The organism is Belliella kenyensis, assembly GCF_022549675.1.
GTDB classification, from domain to species: Bacteria; Bacteroidota; Bacteroidia; order Cytophagales; family Cyclobacteriaceae; genus Belliella; species Belliella kenyensis.
In genome coordinates, this window is sequence record NZ_JAKZGR010000014.1 from 73,752 (window position 1) to 90,022 (window position 16,271).

The window sequence follows — 16,271 nt, forward strand, 5'->3', positions numbered from 1 at the left end:
ATTAGATCAAAAAAAATAATCACTACAAATCTAGATTGCTATCAATCGATCTGGATATCTTGCTGTACTATATCAAATGAAAGGAAAAAACTGGTCCCTTTACCTTCCTCAGTCTCAAACCATATCTTACCTCCTGCTGTCTCTACTCCTCGCTTAGCAATGGCCAATCCTAAACCTGATCCTTCGGACTTGGTGCTAAAATTAGGGATGAAAATTTTATCCTTTAGATCATCAGATATACCCTTTCCATTATCTCTTATCTCCAAAACCACTTGTTGATATGGCTCAACTTTTAGTACAACATCGATAATTGGTTGCTTTCCAGATTCCACTGCTTGTATACCATTGATAATCAAATTCCCTATCACTCGACCAAACAACTGGTCATCACCCATTATGCAAAGGCTGTTGTTTTGGCTAAAATCATGAAGAATAACCGTGCCTTTGTCTCGGTTTTTGAAAAGTTCAACACTCTCTTGAACCACTTTCCTGAAGTCCATGAGTTCATTTTTTGGAAGTGGCATTTTTGCAAATGTCGAAAAAGAAGTAGCTATATCGCTTAGGGTATCCACTTGATGAATGAGGGTTTGTATTGGCTTCTTGAGCTTATCTGTATCATCAAGGTTCCCCATTGCCTGAAGTCTTAGCAAGTGTTGCAAAGTCAATTTCATTGGAGTAAGCGGATTCTTGATTTCGTGTGCCACTTGCTTAGCCATTTCTCTCCAAGCAGATTCTTTTTCGGTATTAGCTAAGGTTTTTTTACTGGCCTCTAATTTAAAAAGCATATTGTTGTACTCATTCACCAATAGGCCAATTTCATCATTTGAAGGCCAATACATAGGCTCATTACTATCCAAATCAGTATCTTTTAATTTCTGTGTGAGCAGATTAAAAGGGAAAGTGAGTTTTTTGGACACAAAATAAGACACAAACAAAAACACAATAAATATCAACACAAATATATTGGCAATATTACTCAACACATCCGCGATAAGCATATCTAGCTCCGACTCCGACTCAAAGAATGGAATGGAAACTATAGCGCGCACTTGTTGACCATCTGTAGATCTTATAGCTACATAGACAGTCTTAAAATTCAAGTTTCCTATTTTTTCTTCGAGAATCGCCCTGTTATTTTGTTCACTTATGATTTGTGACCAAGCGGCTGGATTGATGTAGTGGGTAACAATTCGCTTATCGAAAATATTAGGTTGAGAAGTTGCTAATATGGTGCCATTGGACTGGTATACGTTGACTTCCACATTTGTAGTACCTGCCAGATTATTTACCATTTCTGCTAAGTCGTCTCTATCAGCCTCACGCATTGAGAGACGCTCTAAAACCGCAGAAAGATTATCCGCAACCAAGGAGGCCTTTTGAAAGTACTGTCTATGCAATTCCTCTTTGTAAGAGCTTGTCAATAGACCTATTATAATAAGGCTTATAGTCAATATCGGAAAGAAAAAGGCGAAATTAAGATACATCTGAAGTCTAGTAGCGTAGTTAAAACTGAACTGCCTCAAACCATTCCTTAGCGTAAATGCCAATATGCTAATTAAAGTCAATAAGATAAAAGAAACAAAAAATAAGGAAATGTCAGCAAGTATATAGTAAACTGGGTAAGTTGGAGAAGAGACCACGACCTGACGGTCTTCATTTTCCACGCTAAAATGATGATACTTTTTCACATATGCTCCTTTGCCTCTTAGTTTACTTGAACTCAAAAATTCATCCAAATCTAGTACCCTATAGTTGAAAACACCTACTGAATACTGCAATTTACCATCTTGAAATATTGCATAGTCAAAATTACGCTCTCCAATATTTGCGTTGTACTTTCTGTCCAAAATCAATCGCGGGAAAACCGCAGTAGGATGAATTTTTAATTGCCTCATTTCTAATACCACAGTACCTACAAAGATGTTTTCACGATAAAGTGGTATAAAAACCACATACTTATTACCTAAACCTTCTCCTGATCCTTTGACAAAGTACAAGTCGCGCACTGATGTAGCATTGTCACTCTTGATAAAGTCTAATCGTAAATCTTGTAAATTCTCTGAACTTGTCCTTTCTATTGCGTTGTCCCCTCGTACATTAAATACGCGAATCTTTACATCATACTGTTCAAAATAATTTGTAATATGAAACTTCCTTATCTTCCTCTCGATCACATCGTTGGGTTGAAATGGGTCTGTAAGTGTATTTTTGATAAACAAGTCACCCTTAATTCTCTCCATGATGCCACCAAGATAAAATTCCGCCATCACATCATTTTCGACCAATTGCTGCATACCAAATCTAACCTTGGCTTGATGTTGACGATCCAAAAACACCTCATGGGATGCTATTCCTGTCACAACTGCTCCTATCAGGCATCCAAAAAAGAATGTAAGAAAAGTATTAAGTCCAAGCTTAAATATATTCTTGTACAGCTCAAAACTCACAATAGAGAATAAAAGGAAGAAATGAGATAAAAATGCTATAAAATACACCCAATTATAATATCCGAGAAAAATCCCAATTGGCACTGAAAAGTAAACTAGAATCCTCAATGCAAATATCTTCTCGATTCTATCCCCACTTAACACCAGGTTGATCCCAAGTATTGAGAACAACAAATACATAGCACCACCAAAGAAAATAATCAACAAACTGATCATTTTGAAATAATCAAATGAAGGCAAGGTAAGTATATTAAGATCCCATTGAGCATTACTTAGAATATTAATATAGAGACTGTAGAAAAGTGCTAAAAGAATCGTAGAAACCAAATAGGATAATAAGACGAAAATCCCTGGCTTGAAACGCTCTCTAAACTTATTGAAGTTGATCTGAAAATGTTGACTAGCAAATACCTTCAAAATCAAACCAAAAACAATCATGTAACAAATGGTATTCAAGAGCAAATCTCCCAGACTAGGATTGACCCAAGAAGATGCATATTTACTGGGATCAAACAGCTCAAATTCAAAAAAGTCCTGAGGAAAATGAAAAAACAACATAAATGAACGGATAATTAAGAATATCACACTCGTATAGATAATTGCTAATGCACGCTTACCACGTCTCCATATCATAGATATAAAGCCATAACCCACTATCAATACCAACAGCAATAATGAAAAGAAAAATATGAGAACAGTATGATTGCTTTCTTTGTGAACAGGTTGGTAACCATTATCAAATCGAATAGAAAATATAAAATCTCCCTTTATGCTTTTGACTTCATGTGCAGATGAGATTTTATCCGGAAATAAATTTAGCTTGTTATTTCCAAAAAGCTTTGGATTATATCCGGAAACTAGAAAGTCATTTTGAATTTCACTTTTATAATTAAGTGGAAATAATTGAACCAACCAATAATTTCCCTCTCCCCTTTTGATTTGCCTTATTTTGGAGTAGTAGATACCTCTAGCGTCCTCATACAATTGGTATGTCTTAGATTTTTTCAACCCTGATAGATCAGGTAAATGTTCAAAATTTGACCAAAAGATCAAACTATCCTTGTCATCAAAAAGAAAAAATGGCTGTCTATTATTTTTAATAAGCAAATTTTCAAATTTCAATTCGTCCTCTGGTCTATTCTTCATGAGGATTTCGATAAAATCCTCATCAAAGTCTCTTTCTACATCATGAAGACTATTCTCTATATCTTTCAAAAATTGATCTGAACGTGCAGGTTGACCAAAAAACTGATGAATTGCTAATAGAATTCCTATAGCAATGATGGATGAAAATAAAATAAATCTTCTCTTCTTAAGCATATTTTTTTGCAAAGTAAAAAAGCAAAGTCATATTACAAACCTTGCCTTTTCACTAAGTATCTATTAAAATCTTTTAACTTAAAATTGAAACCACAGCTTTTGAATAAAGTTTACATTTACACTAAAAAAATCATATTATTTCTACAAAAACATCACGTTCATACCACTAAATCTCTGAGAGTAATTATAGAAATCAATAGTTGCGCTTGAAAATCATTTTACCCCAAGCTAACCACTAGTCTTATTCTCAATTATTTGGAAGAAAATTCCCTTGACATTGCTACTTTTCGAAATTACATCATAGCGTTTCGACGCCTGTAGAGTGGGTTAGACAATTCTTTCAATCTCCTTTTTTTGGCGTTTTTGTACCAAAAGTATCCAATCACAGCTGCTATCAAATAAGGCATAGTAAATAAATATAAAATCCCTGTATTCAAGCCCGCGCCTATAGTAGTTTCCCCATTGCTCACATTATTCTCTACAGAAGCCCTACACATCGCACATTGTGCCATAGATTGAAAGCTCAGCATCATTACTCCCAATACCATAAAGCCTATTTGTACTATCTTATTCATACTAAAACAACGAAAGGTTCTTCAAATAAGTTTAGAAACTATAATATGGGCTAATCATCAAATAAACTACCACACCAGTAACAGTGACGTACAACCAAATTGGATAAGCATACTTAACTATCTTTTTGTGCTTAGATCTCTGATCTGTATAACCATAATAATAGGCCAAAAGAATGGGAAACAATGCTACAGCAGCAAGTAAAATATGGGTGATCAAAATAAAATAATACACAGACTTAATCCATCCCACTCCACCAAAAGTAGTACTTTCAGCAGCAGCGTGATATATCACATAAGAAACCAAAAAAACAGCACCAAGTGCAAATGCTGTTGTCATCGACGCCTTATGAAGCTGAATATTCCCACTTTTAATAAAATAAAGTCCAGCAATCAGCGCTAAGGTAGAAGCACTGTTAATGACAGCATTGAGATGAGGAAGGAAATAAACCCATTCCGCAGCCAAATCCAATTTGGAGGGCATGAACAATAAGATAGCCACTACTATTGGTACAATTACAGCAATCACTGTAACCCATTTTATGATTGCCTTGTCATTCGAGTTGTTAATCACGTTACTATTTTCCATAAAGTAATATTTTGGTTTCTAAAATCAATCTGTCTACATCCTCGCGGCTTGTCCCACTATAATACCCCCTTATTCTACCTTCACCATCTACCAATACGAACTTGTCAGAATGTACAAAGTCATCTGCTACACCTTCACCATCTATCGTTGGTAATATAAATCCACAGCGTGCGAGTTCATAAATATCAGATTTATCCCCTGTCAAGAAATGCCATTTATCAGGATTTGCATTATGCTTCATCGCGTAGGACTGTAGCACTTCAGGTGTATCATACTCAGGGTCTATAGAAATAGAAAAAATTTGCACATCTTCTACATTTCTAAATACATCATCCACACGTTCCATTTCAGTAGACATCACAGGGCAGATACTTGGACAAGAGGTAAAGAAAAAATCTACAATAGTAACTTTACCGTTCATATCTGTTCTACCAATTGTTTCATTATTTTGAGAAATCAAATTGAACTCTGGAATTTGATGTTGAATGCCTTCCTCAAATTCACAAGCTTGGAGAGGGTTTTCAACACCAGCCTCGTAGAAAACGGGGATTTCATAAGTGTTGGTTGTCATTGTCTTAAGAAAGACAATAATCAAAACAGGAACCATCAAGATACAGAGTAAAACAAAACCTTGTAATATTCTTAACCCTTTCATAAATTTCATTTAGATACATAACAAAAAAGTAGGTTGAAGAGTCTCTCTCCAACCTACTTTTTTTTAAAATTATTTGAAGATTACCACCTCAAATTAAATATATCTGAGCCTTCTCTTACCAAAGCAATAACTAACCAAACTAAGAAAATCAAAGGAACAATGATAGAATAAAACAAAGGTTTAGCCTCCTCACCTAAGTGCATGAAGTCCATCATGATGTATTTTGCTTTCCAAATGGTCAAAGCAATAAAAAGGAAATATAATAGCACACCTCTTTCCATTGTGAATGCCATCAAAAATTCTACAGCCGTTATTGCTAATAGAATACCTGCTGTTTTCCAGATTTTCCAAAACTTCGCATCATCTCTTGGAGTCACTTCCAAAGTCGATTTATTTTCTTGTATAGCCATAATTGTAAATTTTTAAATTTTGTAACCTTCATACAATCAAACGATTTTTGAAGGAAGTATTTTGATTACTATTGAAATCAGTATAAATCTTTCATTAAAGAAACTGTCTCTGACTCGGCTTTGAGTTAGATAAGGTAGAAGAAGGTAAAGACAAATACCCAAACCAAATCAACAAAGTGCCAGTAAAGACCGATTTTTTCGATCATCTCGTAGTGACCCCTTCTTTCATATACTCCGACAGCTGCTTGATAGAAAGCCAAGAAAAGGAGAACTACACCGATGGTAACGTGAAATCCGTGGAATCCAGTAATAAAAAAGAACAATTGTGCAAATGCAGCTGGACCATATTCATTGACTGCCAAATTAGCTCCAAATACTGTTTCTGTTACTAACTTATTGACAGAATTCACATATGTGATCACTGATCCTGAATCTGAACCATGAATAAAGTGAGACCACTCCCATGCTTGACAGCTTAAGAAAGCTATACCTCCTAATAAAGTCCAAAGCATCCATTTAACTACATCTTTTCTATCATTTCTATGTCCAGCTTCTACTGCAAGTACCATTGTAACTGAACTCAAAATCAAAATAAATGTCATCAAACCAACAAAAACCAAAGGCATATGCACCCCATGGAAAAATGGAAAAGCATCGAATACAAGTTCAGGAATCGGCCAATATTCATTAGATCCCTGGAATGTATCCATTGAGCCAGCATATCCTGGATAACTTACCCTGATAGCGGCATAAGTAATCAGAAATGCAGCAAAAGTAAAGATATCAGATAGTAGGAAAAACCACATCATTAGCTTTCCATAACTGGCTTTAAGTGGCTCATTACCACCTCCCCAGATTCCTCTTTTGGAGCTCACTCCAATCGCTGTTGCAGTCGTAGACATATAAAGTAAATTAAATTATATTTTTAATGATTTAATTGCAGAAACATAAATAAATACAACCATAAGCCTCCTAAGAAGTGCCAATAAGTAACACACATCTCCATAGGCGTCATAGATTGTGAATGAACTTTGTATCTAAAGGACGAAATTAATACAATAATTAGAAATATCACACCACTAATCAAGTGTAATGCATGAAGTCCTGTAAATACATATAAGAAAGAACCCGCCGGATTACCTACAAAATAAACATCTTTATCAACTAGAGCTACCCAACTATACCACTGTCCTATCAAAAATAGTATACCCAATATCGTAGCTATAGAAATACCAATCCTTAACTGAAGCAATTCATCCCTCTTTGCAGATACATATGCCCAATGAAGAAATATACTACTCAGTATTATAACTGCTGATGTATAATAAAATATTGCAGGCAAGTCATATTCCAGCCAATTCCCCTCAGATTGACGAACTATATAAGCACTTGTCAAAGCAGCAAAAATCATCACCACTGTCACCATGAACAACCAAAGTGCAAACTTTTTTGGATGCATGGCTATGGGCTGTTCGGCGCCTTCTACATAAGCTAACTTCTCTTCCATTTCCCTAAACCTTATCTAATAAATATGCAATCTGAACAATTGGCAAGTATAAGAAAGATCCAAACATGATCTTTAATGCTGATTTCCTACTACAATCTCTCATCAATGAGAAAGTTTGAGCTAGAAAAAGGACACCACAAACAGTAGCTACTATACCTGAATTAATCCCAGTCAGTCCAAAATAAGTAGGAAGTAAGCCTAAAGGCAATAAAAATAAAGTATAAATCATTATCTGAATTGCTGTATTAAGATCTTTCTTTCCACCAGAAGGAAGCAATTTGAATCCAGCTTTTTTGTAATCTTCATCTCCTACCCAGGCTATAGCCCAAAAGTGAGGGAACTGCCAAATAAATTGAATTCCAAATATGATTAAAGCTTCATGACTGATCATTCCTGTAGCAGCTGTCCAACCTAATAACGGAGGCATTGCACCAGGTATAGCACCTACAAATACAGCTACAGGGCCTACACGCTTGAGTGGAGTATATACAAAAACATACAAGATCATACTTAAAACCCCTAGAGCAGTCGTCAAAGGGTTTGTAAATAACCAAAGTATTGCAACACCAGATACAGCCAAAATAACCGTAAACCAATAGGCTTCATAAAGGGATATTTGATTTTGAGGAAGAGGCCTGTTTTGGGTCCTTTTCATCAGCTTATCATAATCTCTTTCTAAAATCTCATTGGCTGCACCAGAAGCACCACTGATCAAAAATCCACCAATCATTAAAGCAAAAAATCTAACCCAAGAAAATGACGTACCAGAGTCACCCAAAATAAAACCAAATACCGCAGAAAAAGTGACGAGTGCACTTAATCTAAACTTGATTAATTCATAGTATGCCTTAGCTCTAAAAGCTATTGCATCCAATAGAGTGTTTTCAGAAATATTTATAGTTCTCATGAACTTAATGAATCTAAATTAATATTTTTTTGATCATTGAGATTAAGCAACAATAGAAACTGAATACCAATAATCAATGAACCAAACAAAAGATGTATTGGCTGCAAGAATGCAGGAATACCAAAGTAGGCCATTCCAACACCAGTCAATATCTCCAATATTATAATTGCCAAAAGCCAAAAAGACATTTTATAAATACCTGAATGTCTCAAGGCATATTTATACACTTTAAATAGAAATACAATATGTATACCTAGTAATAAAAGTGAATATGATCTATGTATAATAAACGCTATGCCGAGTTGATCTATCCATGAATGGCGAAGTAAATTACCAAAGGAATTGGCTACAACGTCAATCTGTTCCCTTACTTGAGTCCCCAATATAATTTGAATAAACATCAAACTAAGACCAATAAGTAAAAGGTTATAAAGAACATTTGCCTTTTCTGTCCTTTTGATGATAGTTTTTTCAATATGATGAACTCGAAAATGAACGTAAATTAATACGCAAACTAGAAGCAAGGCTAGCACCATGTGAATAGTTATAATCCAAGACAATAGATTTGTAGAAACCACTATAGATCCAATCCATCCAATAAATAAGACAAGAAGCAAACTGAATATACTCATAATTGGGATAATCCTATCATACTTCCACAAAGACAAAGACCTGTATGTGGTAAGTATAATAAAGAAACCAATAAGAACTCCAATAAGCCTATTGATATATTCTATCCATGTTTTGGTTGCATTAAACTCTTCTTCTACAAGAATCGACTTGTCATTTCTTATTTGAAAAGCCAGTTCTTTGAACCCCAACTTTTCAAGGCTAGCAACAAAACGAAAATTTTTCTGAACTCTTTTGTCCAAATAAACTTCCAGATAATCATTTGGGAGCTGATCCTCGCTTGTAGGCGGAACCCAGCTCCCAAAACATTTTGGCCAATCAGGACAACCCATACCTGAGCCCGTACTACGTACTATCCCTCCAACCAATATCAGAAAGTAAACAGCTATCACAGTGATCAAAGAGATCCTGCGAAAGCTGTTAATATTTTTAAGCTTCTTTTGATCCATTAGCTACCAAAACTTGCTCTTCTTCTGCGATGATTTCTTTTTCCAACTTAACAAGCTCTTGCTCATGAGGAAGATTAGATTCAGGAGTAGCAGACAAAGGTACTGTTTGAGGGATAAAATCCTCTTTTGCACCAGGTTTAGAGTAGTCATATGGCCATCTGTATACTGATGGAATCTCACCTGGCCAGTTACCATGACCTGGAATCAATGGTGTAGTCCATTCAAGCGTAGTAGATCTCCATGGATTGAGCGATGCCTTTTTACCCCTATACATGCTATAGAAGAAGTTGAATAGGAATATAAACTGAGCTGCAAAAGTGATTATTGCCGCAGCAGAAACAAACATATTCAGGTCAGTATACATGTTGGAGAATTCGAAGTTCGTCCAAGAATAATATCTCCTAGGGAATCCAGCTATACCGATGTAGTGCATTGGGAAAAACACCAAGTAAACACCTACGAAGGTTAACCAGAAATGGATATAACCAAGCTTAGCATCCATCATTCTGCCAAACATCTTAGGGAACCAATGATAAACACCAGCCATCAATCCGAAGAATGATGCAGAACCCATTACTAAGTGAAAGTGAGCTACTACAAAATAAGTGTCGTGTAATTGAATATCAATGGCGGAATTTCCTAGGAAAATACCAGTAAGTCCTCCTGATATAAAGAATGATACAAGACCTATTGAAAACAACATACCTGGAGTAAATATCAAATTACCTCTCCAAAGCGTAGTTAAATAATTGAATACCTTTACGGCTGAAGGAATAGCGATGATAAGAGTCAAGAACATGAAGATAGAGCCCAAGAAAGGATTCATTCCTGACACAAACATGTGGTGAGCCCATACTACGAAAGAAAGGATCGTAATACCTAGCATCGAAATGATCATAGCTTTGTATCCAAAGATTGGCTTTCTAGAATTGGTAGCAATAACTTCTGAGGTAATACCCAATGCAGGAAGTAAAACAATGTATACCTCAGGGTGACCTAAGAACCAGAACAAATGCTGATACAATACTGGGCTACCACCCGTATTTGGCAAAGCACCTTCACCTGAAATATAGATATCAGCAAGGTAGAATGAAGTACCAAAACTTCTATCAAATACAAGTAATAAAGCAGCGGCAAATAAAACAGGGAAAGACAATAGACCAATAACTGCTGTCAAGAAGAAAGCCCAAATGGTCAAAGGAAGTCTAGAAAAAGACATACCCTTAGTTCTCAGGTTGATAACAGTCGTTATATAATTGATACCACCTAATAAGGATGAAGCAATAAAGAAGGTCATTGCAATCAACCAAAGTGTCATACCCATTCCAGATCCAGGTATAGCTTGCTCCAAAGCAGATAATGGAGGATAAACCACCCAACCACCACCAGCAGGTCCATTCTCTAGGAATAGAGAGCAAAACATGATCACACCAGAAATAAAGAAGAACCAGTATGACAACATGTTCATAAAACCAGAGGCCATGTCTCTGGCACCAATCTGTAGTGGAATCAAGTAATTGGAAAATGTACCACTCAATCCAGCTGTCAATACAAAGAAAACCATGATGGTTCCATGCATCGTTACTAGCGCTAGGTAGAAGTTAGGATCGAGCTTTCCAGCATCATCTATCCATCCGCCCAACAATGGTTTCAAGAAGTACAACTCCATATCTGGAAAACCAAGCTGCAACCTAAAGAGAATAGATAGGAAACCTCCAATCAAAGCCCAAAAGATACCAGTAACCAGAAACTGTTTACCGATCATTTTGTGATCCGTACTGAAGATATACTTGGTGATGAAGTTATCGTGATGCTCATGATCATGATCGTGATCATGGGTATCATGCAAAGCGACGTTAGCTGCTGCCATAATTTTACCTTTTATAATTACTTATATTCGCTGATTGTGATGTCAGCCAATTCTTTCAATTCAGAGGAAACATTTTCTACTAAAGTAGGATCATTCACAATATATGGTTTCTGCTCTTTTAACCATTCCTGATATTCTGCTGGCTCGACCACTCGAATCTCTCTTCTCATAGAAAAGTGACCTCTACCACAGATTTCTGTACAAGCGATTTCATAAACAAAATCATCATCTCCTAACTCCTGGCGCATTTCAGCAGTAGTTTTAGTAGGTGTGAACCAAAATCTAGTCGGCATACCTGGCACTGCATCCATTTTAAGTCTCATGTGAGGAGCAAATACAGAGTGCAATACATCTCTTGCTCTAATCTTCAACAATACTGGTTCACCTTTAGGCAGTACCATCACTGGGGAAGTAAAATCGTCGAAAGCATTTTTATCAGAGAAATCAACACCCGATGGGTTATTTACTTCATTGATCAATCTATAATCATGATCTCCTAATACATTATCAACGCCAGGATATCTAATTTCCCATGCAAACTGATACCCCATGATTTCCACAACATGCGCATTTTCTGGAGCCGGTGCAGTTATATCTGACCAAGCTTTCCACCCACCAATTACCAATACTGCAAGTACTACAGCTGGTACAATTGTCCAAATAACCTCAAGTTTGTTATTATCTGGATAGAAAGTTGCTTTTCTACTTTCTTTATATTGGTATTTGTAAGGAAATATAAATAAGAGGATATGAGTGATGATAAACACAATACCTGTGACAGCCATGGTTATCCAAAATAGATTATCCGTAACTGCTCCATGCTCTGATGCCAAAGGCAGGTTATAGTTATCAAATTCCTTTATAGAATACCAGAACATTAAGAAACCGGCTCCTAATAGAAAAACAATAAATAAAATGGCATTGATTTTATTACTGCTTGACGCAATCTTCTTGTCTGAACCTTTGACTACCGAAACTAAAGTTTGTATCCTGTATACCATCCATATTAAGGATAATAATAGTAGAACACCAACTGCAATAAGAAATCCGTACATAATTATAACTTTTTCGGATAAATATTAAATATGATGATGATAAGACTCTTCTAACATCGGATGATTTTTAGCTACCAAGTTCTTACCAGCAAGTGACTTGAAGACTACAAAGGCGAAAGCAGATCCGTAGATCAAAAGCATTCCGATTTCCATCAATCCAAATCCACCATTGTGACCCAGAGTACCTGGTTGCACCATGAGAAAGAAGTCAAACCAGTGACCTAAGATGATCAAAGAGCAGACAACCTTAAGGAATATTCCATGTCTTTTCGCATCTCTTGTCATAAGAACAAGGAAAGGAAGTACAAAGTTTAATACTAGGTTTACAAAAATGAACGGGCTATACACATCACTTTGTAACCTCTCTACGAAGTACACTGATTCTTCTGGAATATTGGCATAATAGATCAATAAGAACTGAGAAAACCAGATATAAGTCCAGAAAATAGAGAATGCAAAAACAAACTTACCAAGGTCATGAATGTGGTTTTCGTTAACCATTTCCAAATATCCCTTACCTTTAAGATAAAGCGTAATTAAAGTGATCACTGACAAACCAGCCACAAACCAAGAGGCAAATACATACCATCCAAACATTGTAGAGAACCAGTGAGTATCGATTGACATTACCCAATCCCAAGCGGAAATTGAAGAAGAAACAGCGAAAAGAATCAAAAAGATTGCTGACCATTTTCTAATGTTAGACCAATCATGTGCCCCACTCAAATTATCTTCTGCGAAAGAAAGATTCTTTAACTTATTAAAGAAAAAGACCCATATGCCAAAGAATGCTACCATTCTAATGATATAGAAAATAGGGAATGACCCTTTTTCCATTGGCCAATAAAAGAAGCCACCTTTTCCATCTATGATTTTGTCATAATGAGGATCATTTTTATCAAACAAGTAGCTATGCGTCCAGTGAAATAAGTCATGATTGGCAATAAAGAAAACAACGATCATCAAAACACCAGCAATTGGTAACCAATTACCAAGAGAAATCATTACTCTTAGCAAACCAGCAGACCAACCAGCCTGAGCGGCATATTGAATCGCAAAGAAGAAAACACCAATAACTGCAATTCCCGTAAAATATACGTTATTAATCCAAAGGTTTGCAAAAACTCTCTGATACCAATGAAAAGCATGACCACCAGCATCAGCAGCCTCATCATGGTGACCACCGCCTACCAATGATAGGATAACACCTGCAACAAATAAAAGTACTCCAATACCTAAAACAATCAGGATAGACTTTTTTAATGAAGCTGTGAAATCAAATTTCTGATCTAAATTATAATTTGAAACGTGCGCCATGATTATTGCTTCTGTATTTCTTGTTTAACATAGTGAACAATTTTCCAAATCCTCTCTTGAGGAATTTGGCTTCCGTGAGCTCCCATTCTTCCTTTACCTTTCATGATAACATGGAAAATATGACCTTCTGGCAAATCAACGTAAGCTCCACCTTTAAGATTGGCAACACCTCCGATTACTTCTCCAGCAAGACCATCACCTTCTCCATTGATACCATGACAGGCTTTACAATACTGAAGAAAAAGTAGACGACCATCTTCTAATACTTCATCATTGAGTTCGATTGGATTTTTTAATTCTGCTGCTTTTTCTAATTCAAAAGCTTTTAGTCTATAAGGAAGTAAACCATCCTTCGTTCTAGGAACAGTGTTCGCTACTGGCTCACGCATATTCATCCTATGAGGATTGTTTACGTTTGAGTTAAAAAACTCACCCTTTTCATCTTCTCTAGTTGATACCCACTTACCTTCTTCTTCATTGACTATCTGAGTCAATGGCTCATAAGCTACTGAGTTATACATCTGAGGCGCATATTCGTAGCCTGGATGATCTCCAGAAGCTCCGCAAGATGCAAAACCCAGTGCAACACCTGCTGTAGCAATTACATATATGGATCTAATCAGTTTCATATTGTCTGAGTTACTATTCAAAACTTTTTTTATTTACCTCCGATGCACCAGAAGATTTCAAAATATCACCTATTTTTTCTTCTCCAAGACCTGCATTAGTTGCCAAATCAATCGCCACGACATGTTTATCATCTGTAATCCTAAGGTCAAAAATCCTAGGCTGAGCCCAAGGCTTAAGATTAGAAGAAACGAAGAATACTCCACACATACCAAAAGCTGCAAGAAGAACTGTCAATTCAAAGGTAACTGGAATAAAATCAGGAAAAGCAGCGTGGTCTTTACCACCAATGATCATTGGCCAATCAAATTTCATCATGTAAAACTGCATGGTCAGAGCCAATGTAGTACCAAGTAAGCCAAACAAGAAAGCTGCGATAGGGAGCTTGCTTCTTTTGTACCCCAGTACATCATCTATTCCATGAACAGGAAATGGAGAATAAACTTCATGAATCTTAACTCCATTACCTCTTACTTTGGCAATAGCATCTAATAATACATCCTCATCATCAAATACACCGAGGACAAAATTCTTATCTCTTTCCATGATTATTTATTTACTTTTTCTGATGAAGACTTAACAATTGACTTAACCTCTGCCATGTTGATTACTGGGAAGAATTTAGCAAACAATAAGAACAAGGTGAAGAACAAACCGAAGGTAAACAAGTACACACCTATATCTGACAAAGTTGGGTAGAACATCGCCCAAGAAGATGGCAAGAAATCTCTGTGTAGTGAAGTTACAATAATTACAAATCGCTCAAACCACATTCCTATATTAACCACAATCGAAAGTGCAAATGTCGCCACAATAGAAGTTCTGATTTTTTTGATCCAGAATAATTGTGGTGAAATAACATTACATGTCATCATCGCCCAATATGCCCACCAATATGGCCCAAACGCTCTATTGATAAATGCATATTGCTCTGCTTCTACACCCGAATACCATGCTATAAAGAATTCAGTAATATACGCGATACCTACTATGGAACCAGTGATGATAATTACAATATTCATCAATTCTATGTGGCCTATGGTAATGTAGTCCTCAAGTTTGAAAACTTTTCTGGTAATAATCATCAAGGTCAATACCATAGCAAAACCTGAGAAAATCGCACCTGCCACGAAGTAAGGAGGGAAGATTGTAGTGTGCCAACCTGGAATCACAGAAGTAGCAAAGTCAAAGGATACAATCGTGTGAACAGAAAGTACAAGCGGAGTCGCAAGACCAGCCAAAATCAAAGCCACAGATTCGTATCTGCTCCAAGTTTTAGCAGCTCCATCCCAACCAAAAGATAGGGCGCCATAAATGGTTTTTCTTAAACCAGTAGCTCTATCTCTAATCGTAGCAAAATCAGGAATCAAACCAATATACCAGAAAACAAGGGATACTGAGAAATAAGTAGAAATCGCAAACACGTCCCAAAGTAGTGGTGAGTTGAAATTCACCCAAAGAGATCCAAATGTGTTTGGAAGCGGTAGGGCCCAGTAAGCACCCAACCATGGTCTACCCATGTGGATAATTGGGAACATCGCTGCACAGATTACAGCGAAAATTGTCATAGCTTCTGCTGCTCTATTGATAGCCATTCTCCACTTTTGTCTGAATAGCAACAATACAGCTGAGATCAATGTACCAGCGTGACCAATACCAACCCACCAAACGAAGTTGGTAATATCCCAAGCCCAACCAATAGTTTTATTCAAACCCCACATACCAATACCTTCCCATAGGGTAGCTACCAGTGCAAGGCTTCCTAATAATAATGTACCTACTGCTACCAAAAGTCCAAGTATCCAACCTAAAGTTGGTTTGCCTTCTACCTGTCTTGATACGTCATGGGTAACGTCTTTTAAGGTTTTACCGCCTGTAATCAGCGGCTCACGTACGGATGAAGTAACCTGCATATC

The 16,271-nt window shown here is 36.5% G+C and carries 15 protein-coding genes; all 15 read right to left on the reverse strand.

Going from position 1 to position 16,271, the window contains the following annotated elements:
• Positions 1–41 precede the first annotated feature (41 nt).
• Positions 42–3,767, reverse strand: coding sequence for a sensor histidine kinase (locus MM214_RS14695; protein WP_241296457.1), 3,726 nt, complete (start codon positions 3,765–3,767; stop codon positions 42–44).
• Positions 3,768–4,060: 293 nt separating this feature from the next.
• The gene (locus tag MM214_RS14700) at positions 4,061–4,342 is read right to left on the reverse strand and encodes a hypothetical protein (RefSeq protein ID WP_241296459.1); all 282 of its coding nucleotides are present in this window, start codon (positions 4,340–4,342) and stop codon (positions 4,061–4,063) included.
• Positions 4,343–4,373: 31 nt separating this feature from the next.
• Positions 4,374–4,928, reverse strand: coding sequence for a DUF420 domain-containing protein (locus MM214_RS14705; RefSeq protein WP_241296461.1), 555 nt, complete (start codon positions 4,926–4,928; stop codon positions 4,374–4,376).
• Positions 4,918–5,583, reverse strand: coding sequence for an SCO family protein (locus MM214_RS14710; RefSeq protein ID WP_241296463.1), 666 nt, complete (start codon positions 5,581–5,583; stop codon positions 4,918–4,920). Before MM214_RS14710 ends, MM214_RS14705 begins: the two co-directional genes overlap by 11 nt.
• An 80-nt stretch (positions 5,584–5,663) precedes the next feature.
• Positions 5,664–5,993, reverse strand: coding sequence for a cytochrome C oxidase subunit IV family protein (locus MM214_RS14715; RefSeq protein ID WP_241296465.1), 330 nt, complete (start codon positions 5,991–5,993; stop codon positions 5,664–5,666).
• A gap of 125 nt (positions 5,994–6,118) precedes the next feature.
• On the reverse strand, positions 6,119–6,895 hold the full coding sequence (locus tag MM214_RS14720; protein ID WP_241296467.1) for a cytochrome c oxidase subunit 3: 777 nt from the start codon (positions 6,893–6,895) through the stop codon (positions 6,119–6,121).
• Positions 6,896–6,918: 23 nt separating this feature from the next.
• Positions 6,919–7,500 carry a cytochrome c oxidase subunit 3 gene (locus tag MM214_RS14725; RefSeq protein WP_241296470.1) on the reverse strand — a complete coding sequence of 194 codons (582 nt, stop codon included), beginning with the start codon at positions 7,498–7,500 and terminating at the stop codon, positions 6,919–6,921.
• A 4-nt stretch (positions 7,501–7,504) separates the two neighbouring features.
• The gene (cyoE, locus tag MM214_RS14730; RefSeq protein WP_241296472.1) at positions 7,505–8,407 is read right to left on the reverse strand and encodes a heme o synthase; all 903 of its coding nucleotides are present in this window, start codon (positions 8,405–8,407) and stop codon (positions 7,505–7,507) included.
• Positions 8,404–9,486, reverse strand: coding sequence for a COX15/CtaA family protein (locus tag MM214_RS14735; protein WP_241296474.1), 1,083 nt, complete (start codon positions 9,484–9,486; stop codon positions 8,404–8,406). The genes cyoE and MM214_RS14735 overlap by 4 nt, the downstream gene beginning before the upstream one ends.
• Positions 9,467–11,356, reverse strand: coding sequence for a cytochrome c oxidase subunit I (locus tag MM214_RS14740; protein ID WP_241296477.1), 1,890 nt, complete (start codon positions 11,354–11,356; stop codon positions 9,467–9,469). The genes MM214_RS14735 and MM214_RS14740 overlap by 20 nt, the downstream gene beginning before the upstream one ends.
• A 17-nt stretch (positions 11,357–11,373) precedes the next feature.
• On the reverse strand, positions 11,374–12,411 hold the full coding sequence (locus tag MM214_RS14745) for a cytochrome c oxidase subunit II (RefSeq protein ID WP_241296479.1): 1,038 nt from the start codon (positions 12,409–12,411) through the stop codon (positions 11,374–11,376).
• 24 nt (positions 12,412–12,435) lie between these two features.
• On the reverse strand, positions 12,436–13,728 hold the full coding sequence (locus MM214_RS14750; RefSeq protein WP_241296481.1) for a quinol:cytochrome C oxidoreductase: 1,293 nt from the start codon (positions 13,726–13,728) through the stop codon (positions 12,436–12,438).
• Positions 13,729–13,730: 2 nt separating this feature from the next.
• A complete protein-coding gene (locus MM214_RS14755; protein ID WP_241296483.1) occupies positions 13,731–14,357 on the reverse strand; it encodes a c-type cytochrome in 627 nt (208 codons plus the stop codon).
• A 13-nt stretch (positions 14,358–14,370) separates the two neighbouring features.
• The gene (locus tag MM214_RS14760; protein ID WP_241296485.1) at positions 14,371–14,901 is read right to left on the reverse strand and encodes a DUF3341 domain-containing protein; all 531 of its coding nucleotides are present in this window, start codon (positions 14,899–14,901) and stop codon (positions 14,371–14,373) included.
• 2 nt (positions 14,902–14,903) lie between these two features.
• Positions 14,904–16,268, reverse strand: a complete 1,365-nt coding sequence (gene nrfD / locus MM214_RS14765; RefSeq protein ID WP_241296487.1) for an NrfD/PsrC family molybdoenzyme membrane anchor subunit — start codon at positions 16,266–16,268, stop codon at positions 14,904–14,906.
• Positions 16,269–16,271 lie beyond the last annotated feature (3 nt).

Coding starts and splice junctions, on each gene's coding strand:
- MM214_RS14695 (WP_241296457.1), bottom strand. CDS start 3,767: ATGCTTAAGAAGAGAAGATTTATTTTATTTTCATCCATCATTGCTATA.
- MM214_RS14700 (WP_241296459.1), bottom strand. CDS start 4,342: ATGAATAAGATAGTACAAATAGGCTTTATGGTATTGGGAGTAATGATG.
- MM214_RS14705 (WP_241296461.1), bottom strand. CDS start 4,928: ATGGAAAATAGTAACGTGATTAACAACTCGAATGACAAGGCAATCATA.
- MM214_RS14710 (WP_241296463.1), bottom strand. CDS start 5,583: ATGAAAGGGTTAAGAATATTACAAGGTTTTGTTTTACTCTGTATCTTG.
- MM214_RS14715 (WP_241296465.1), bottom strand. CDS start 5,993: ATGGCTATACAAGAAAATAAATCGACTTTGGAAGTGACTCCAAGAGAT.
- MM214_RS14720 (WP_241296467.1), bottom strand. CDS start 6,895: ATGTCTACGACTGCAACAGCGATTGGAGTGAGCTCCAAAAGAGGAATC.
- MM214_RS14725 (WP_241296470.1), bottom strand. CDS start 7,500: ATGGAAGAGAAGTTAGCTTATGTAGAAGGCGCCGAACAGCCCATAGCC.
- cyoE (WP_241296472.1), bottom strand. CDS start 8,407: ATGAGAACTATAAATATTTCTGAAAACACTCTATTGGATGCAATAGCT.
- MM214_RS14735 (WP_241296474.1), bottom strand. CDS start 9,486: ATGGATCAAAAGAAGCTTAAAAATATTAACAGCTTTCGCAGGATCTCT.
- MM214_RS14740 (WP_241296477.1), bottom strand. CDS start 11,356: ATGGCAGCAGCTAACGTCGCTTTGCATGATACCCATGATCACGATCAT.
- MM214_RS14745 (WP_241296479.1), bottom strand. CDS start 12,411: ATGTACGGATTTCTTATTGCAGTTGGTGTTCTACTATTATTATCCTTA.
- MM214_RS14750 (WP_241296481.1), bottom strand. CDS start 13,728: ATGGCGCACGTTTCAAATTATAATTTAGATCAGAAATTTGATTTCACA.
- MM214_RS14755 (WP_241296483.1), bottom strand. CDS start 14,357: ATGAAACTGATTAGATCCATATATGTAATTGCTACAGCAGGTGTTGCA.
- MM214_RS14760 (WP_241296485.1), bottom strand. CDS start 14,901: ATGGAAAGAGATAAGAATTTTGTCCTCGGTGTATTTGATGATGAGGAT.
- nrfD (WP_241296487.1), bottom strand. CDS start 16,268: ATGCAGGTTACTTCATCCGTACGTGAGCCGCTGATTACAGGCGGTAAA.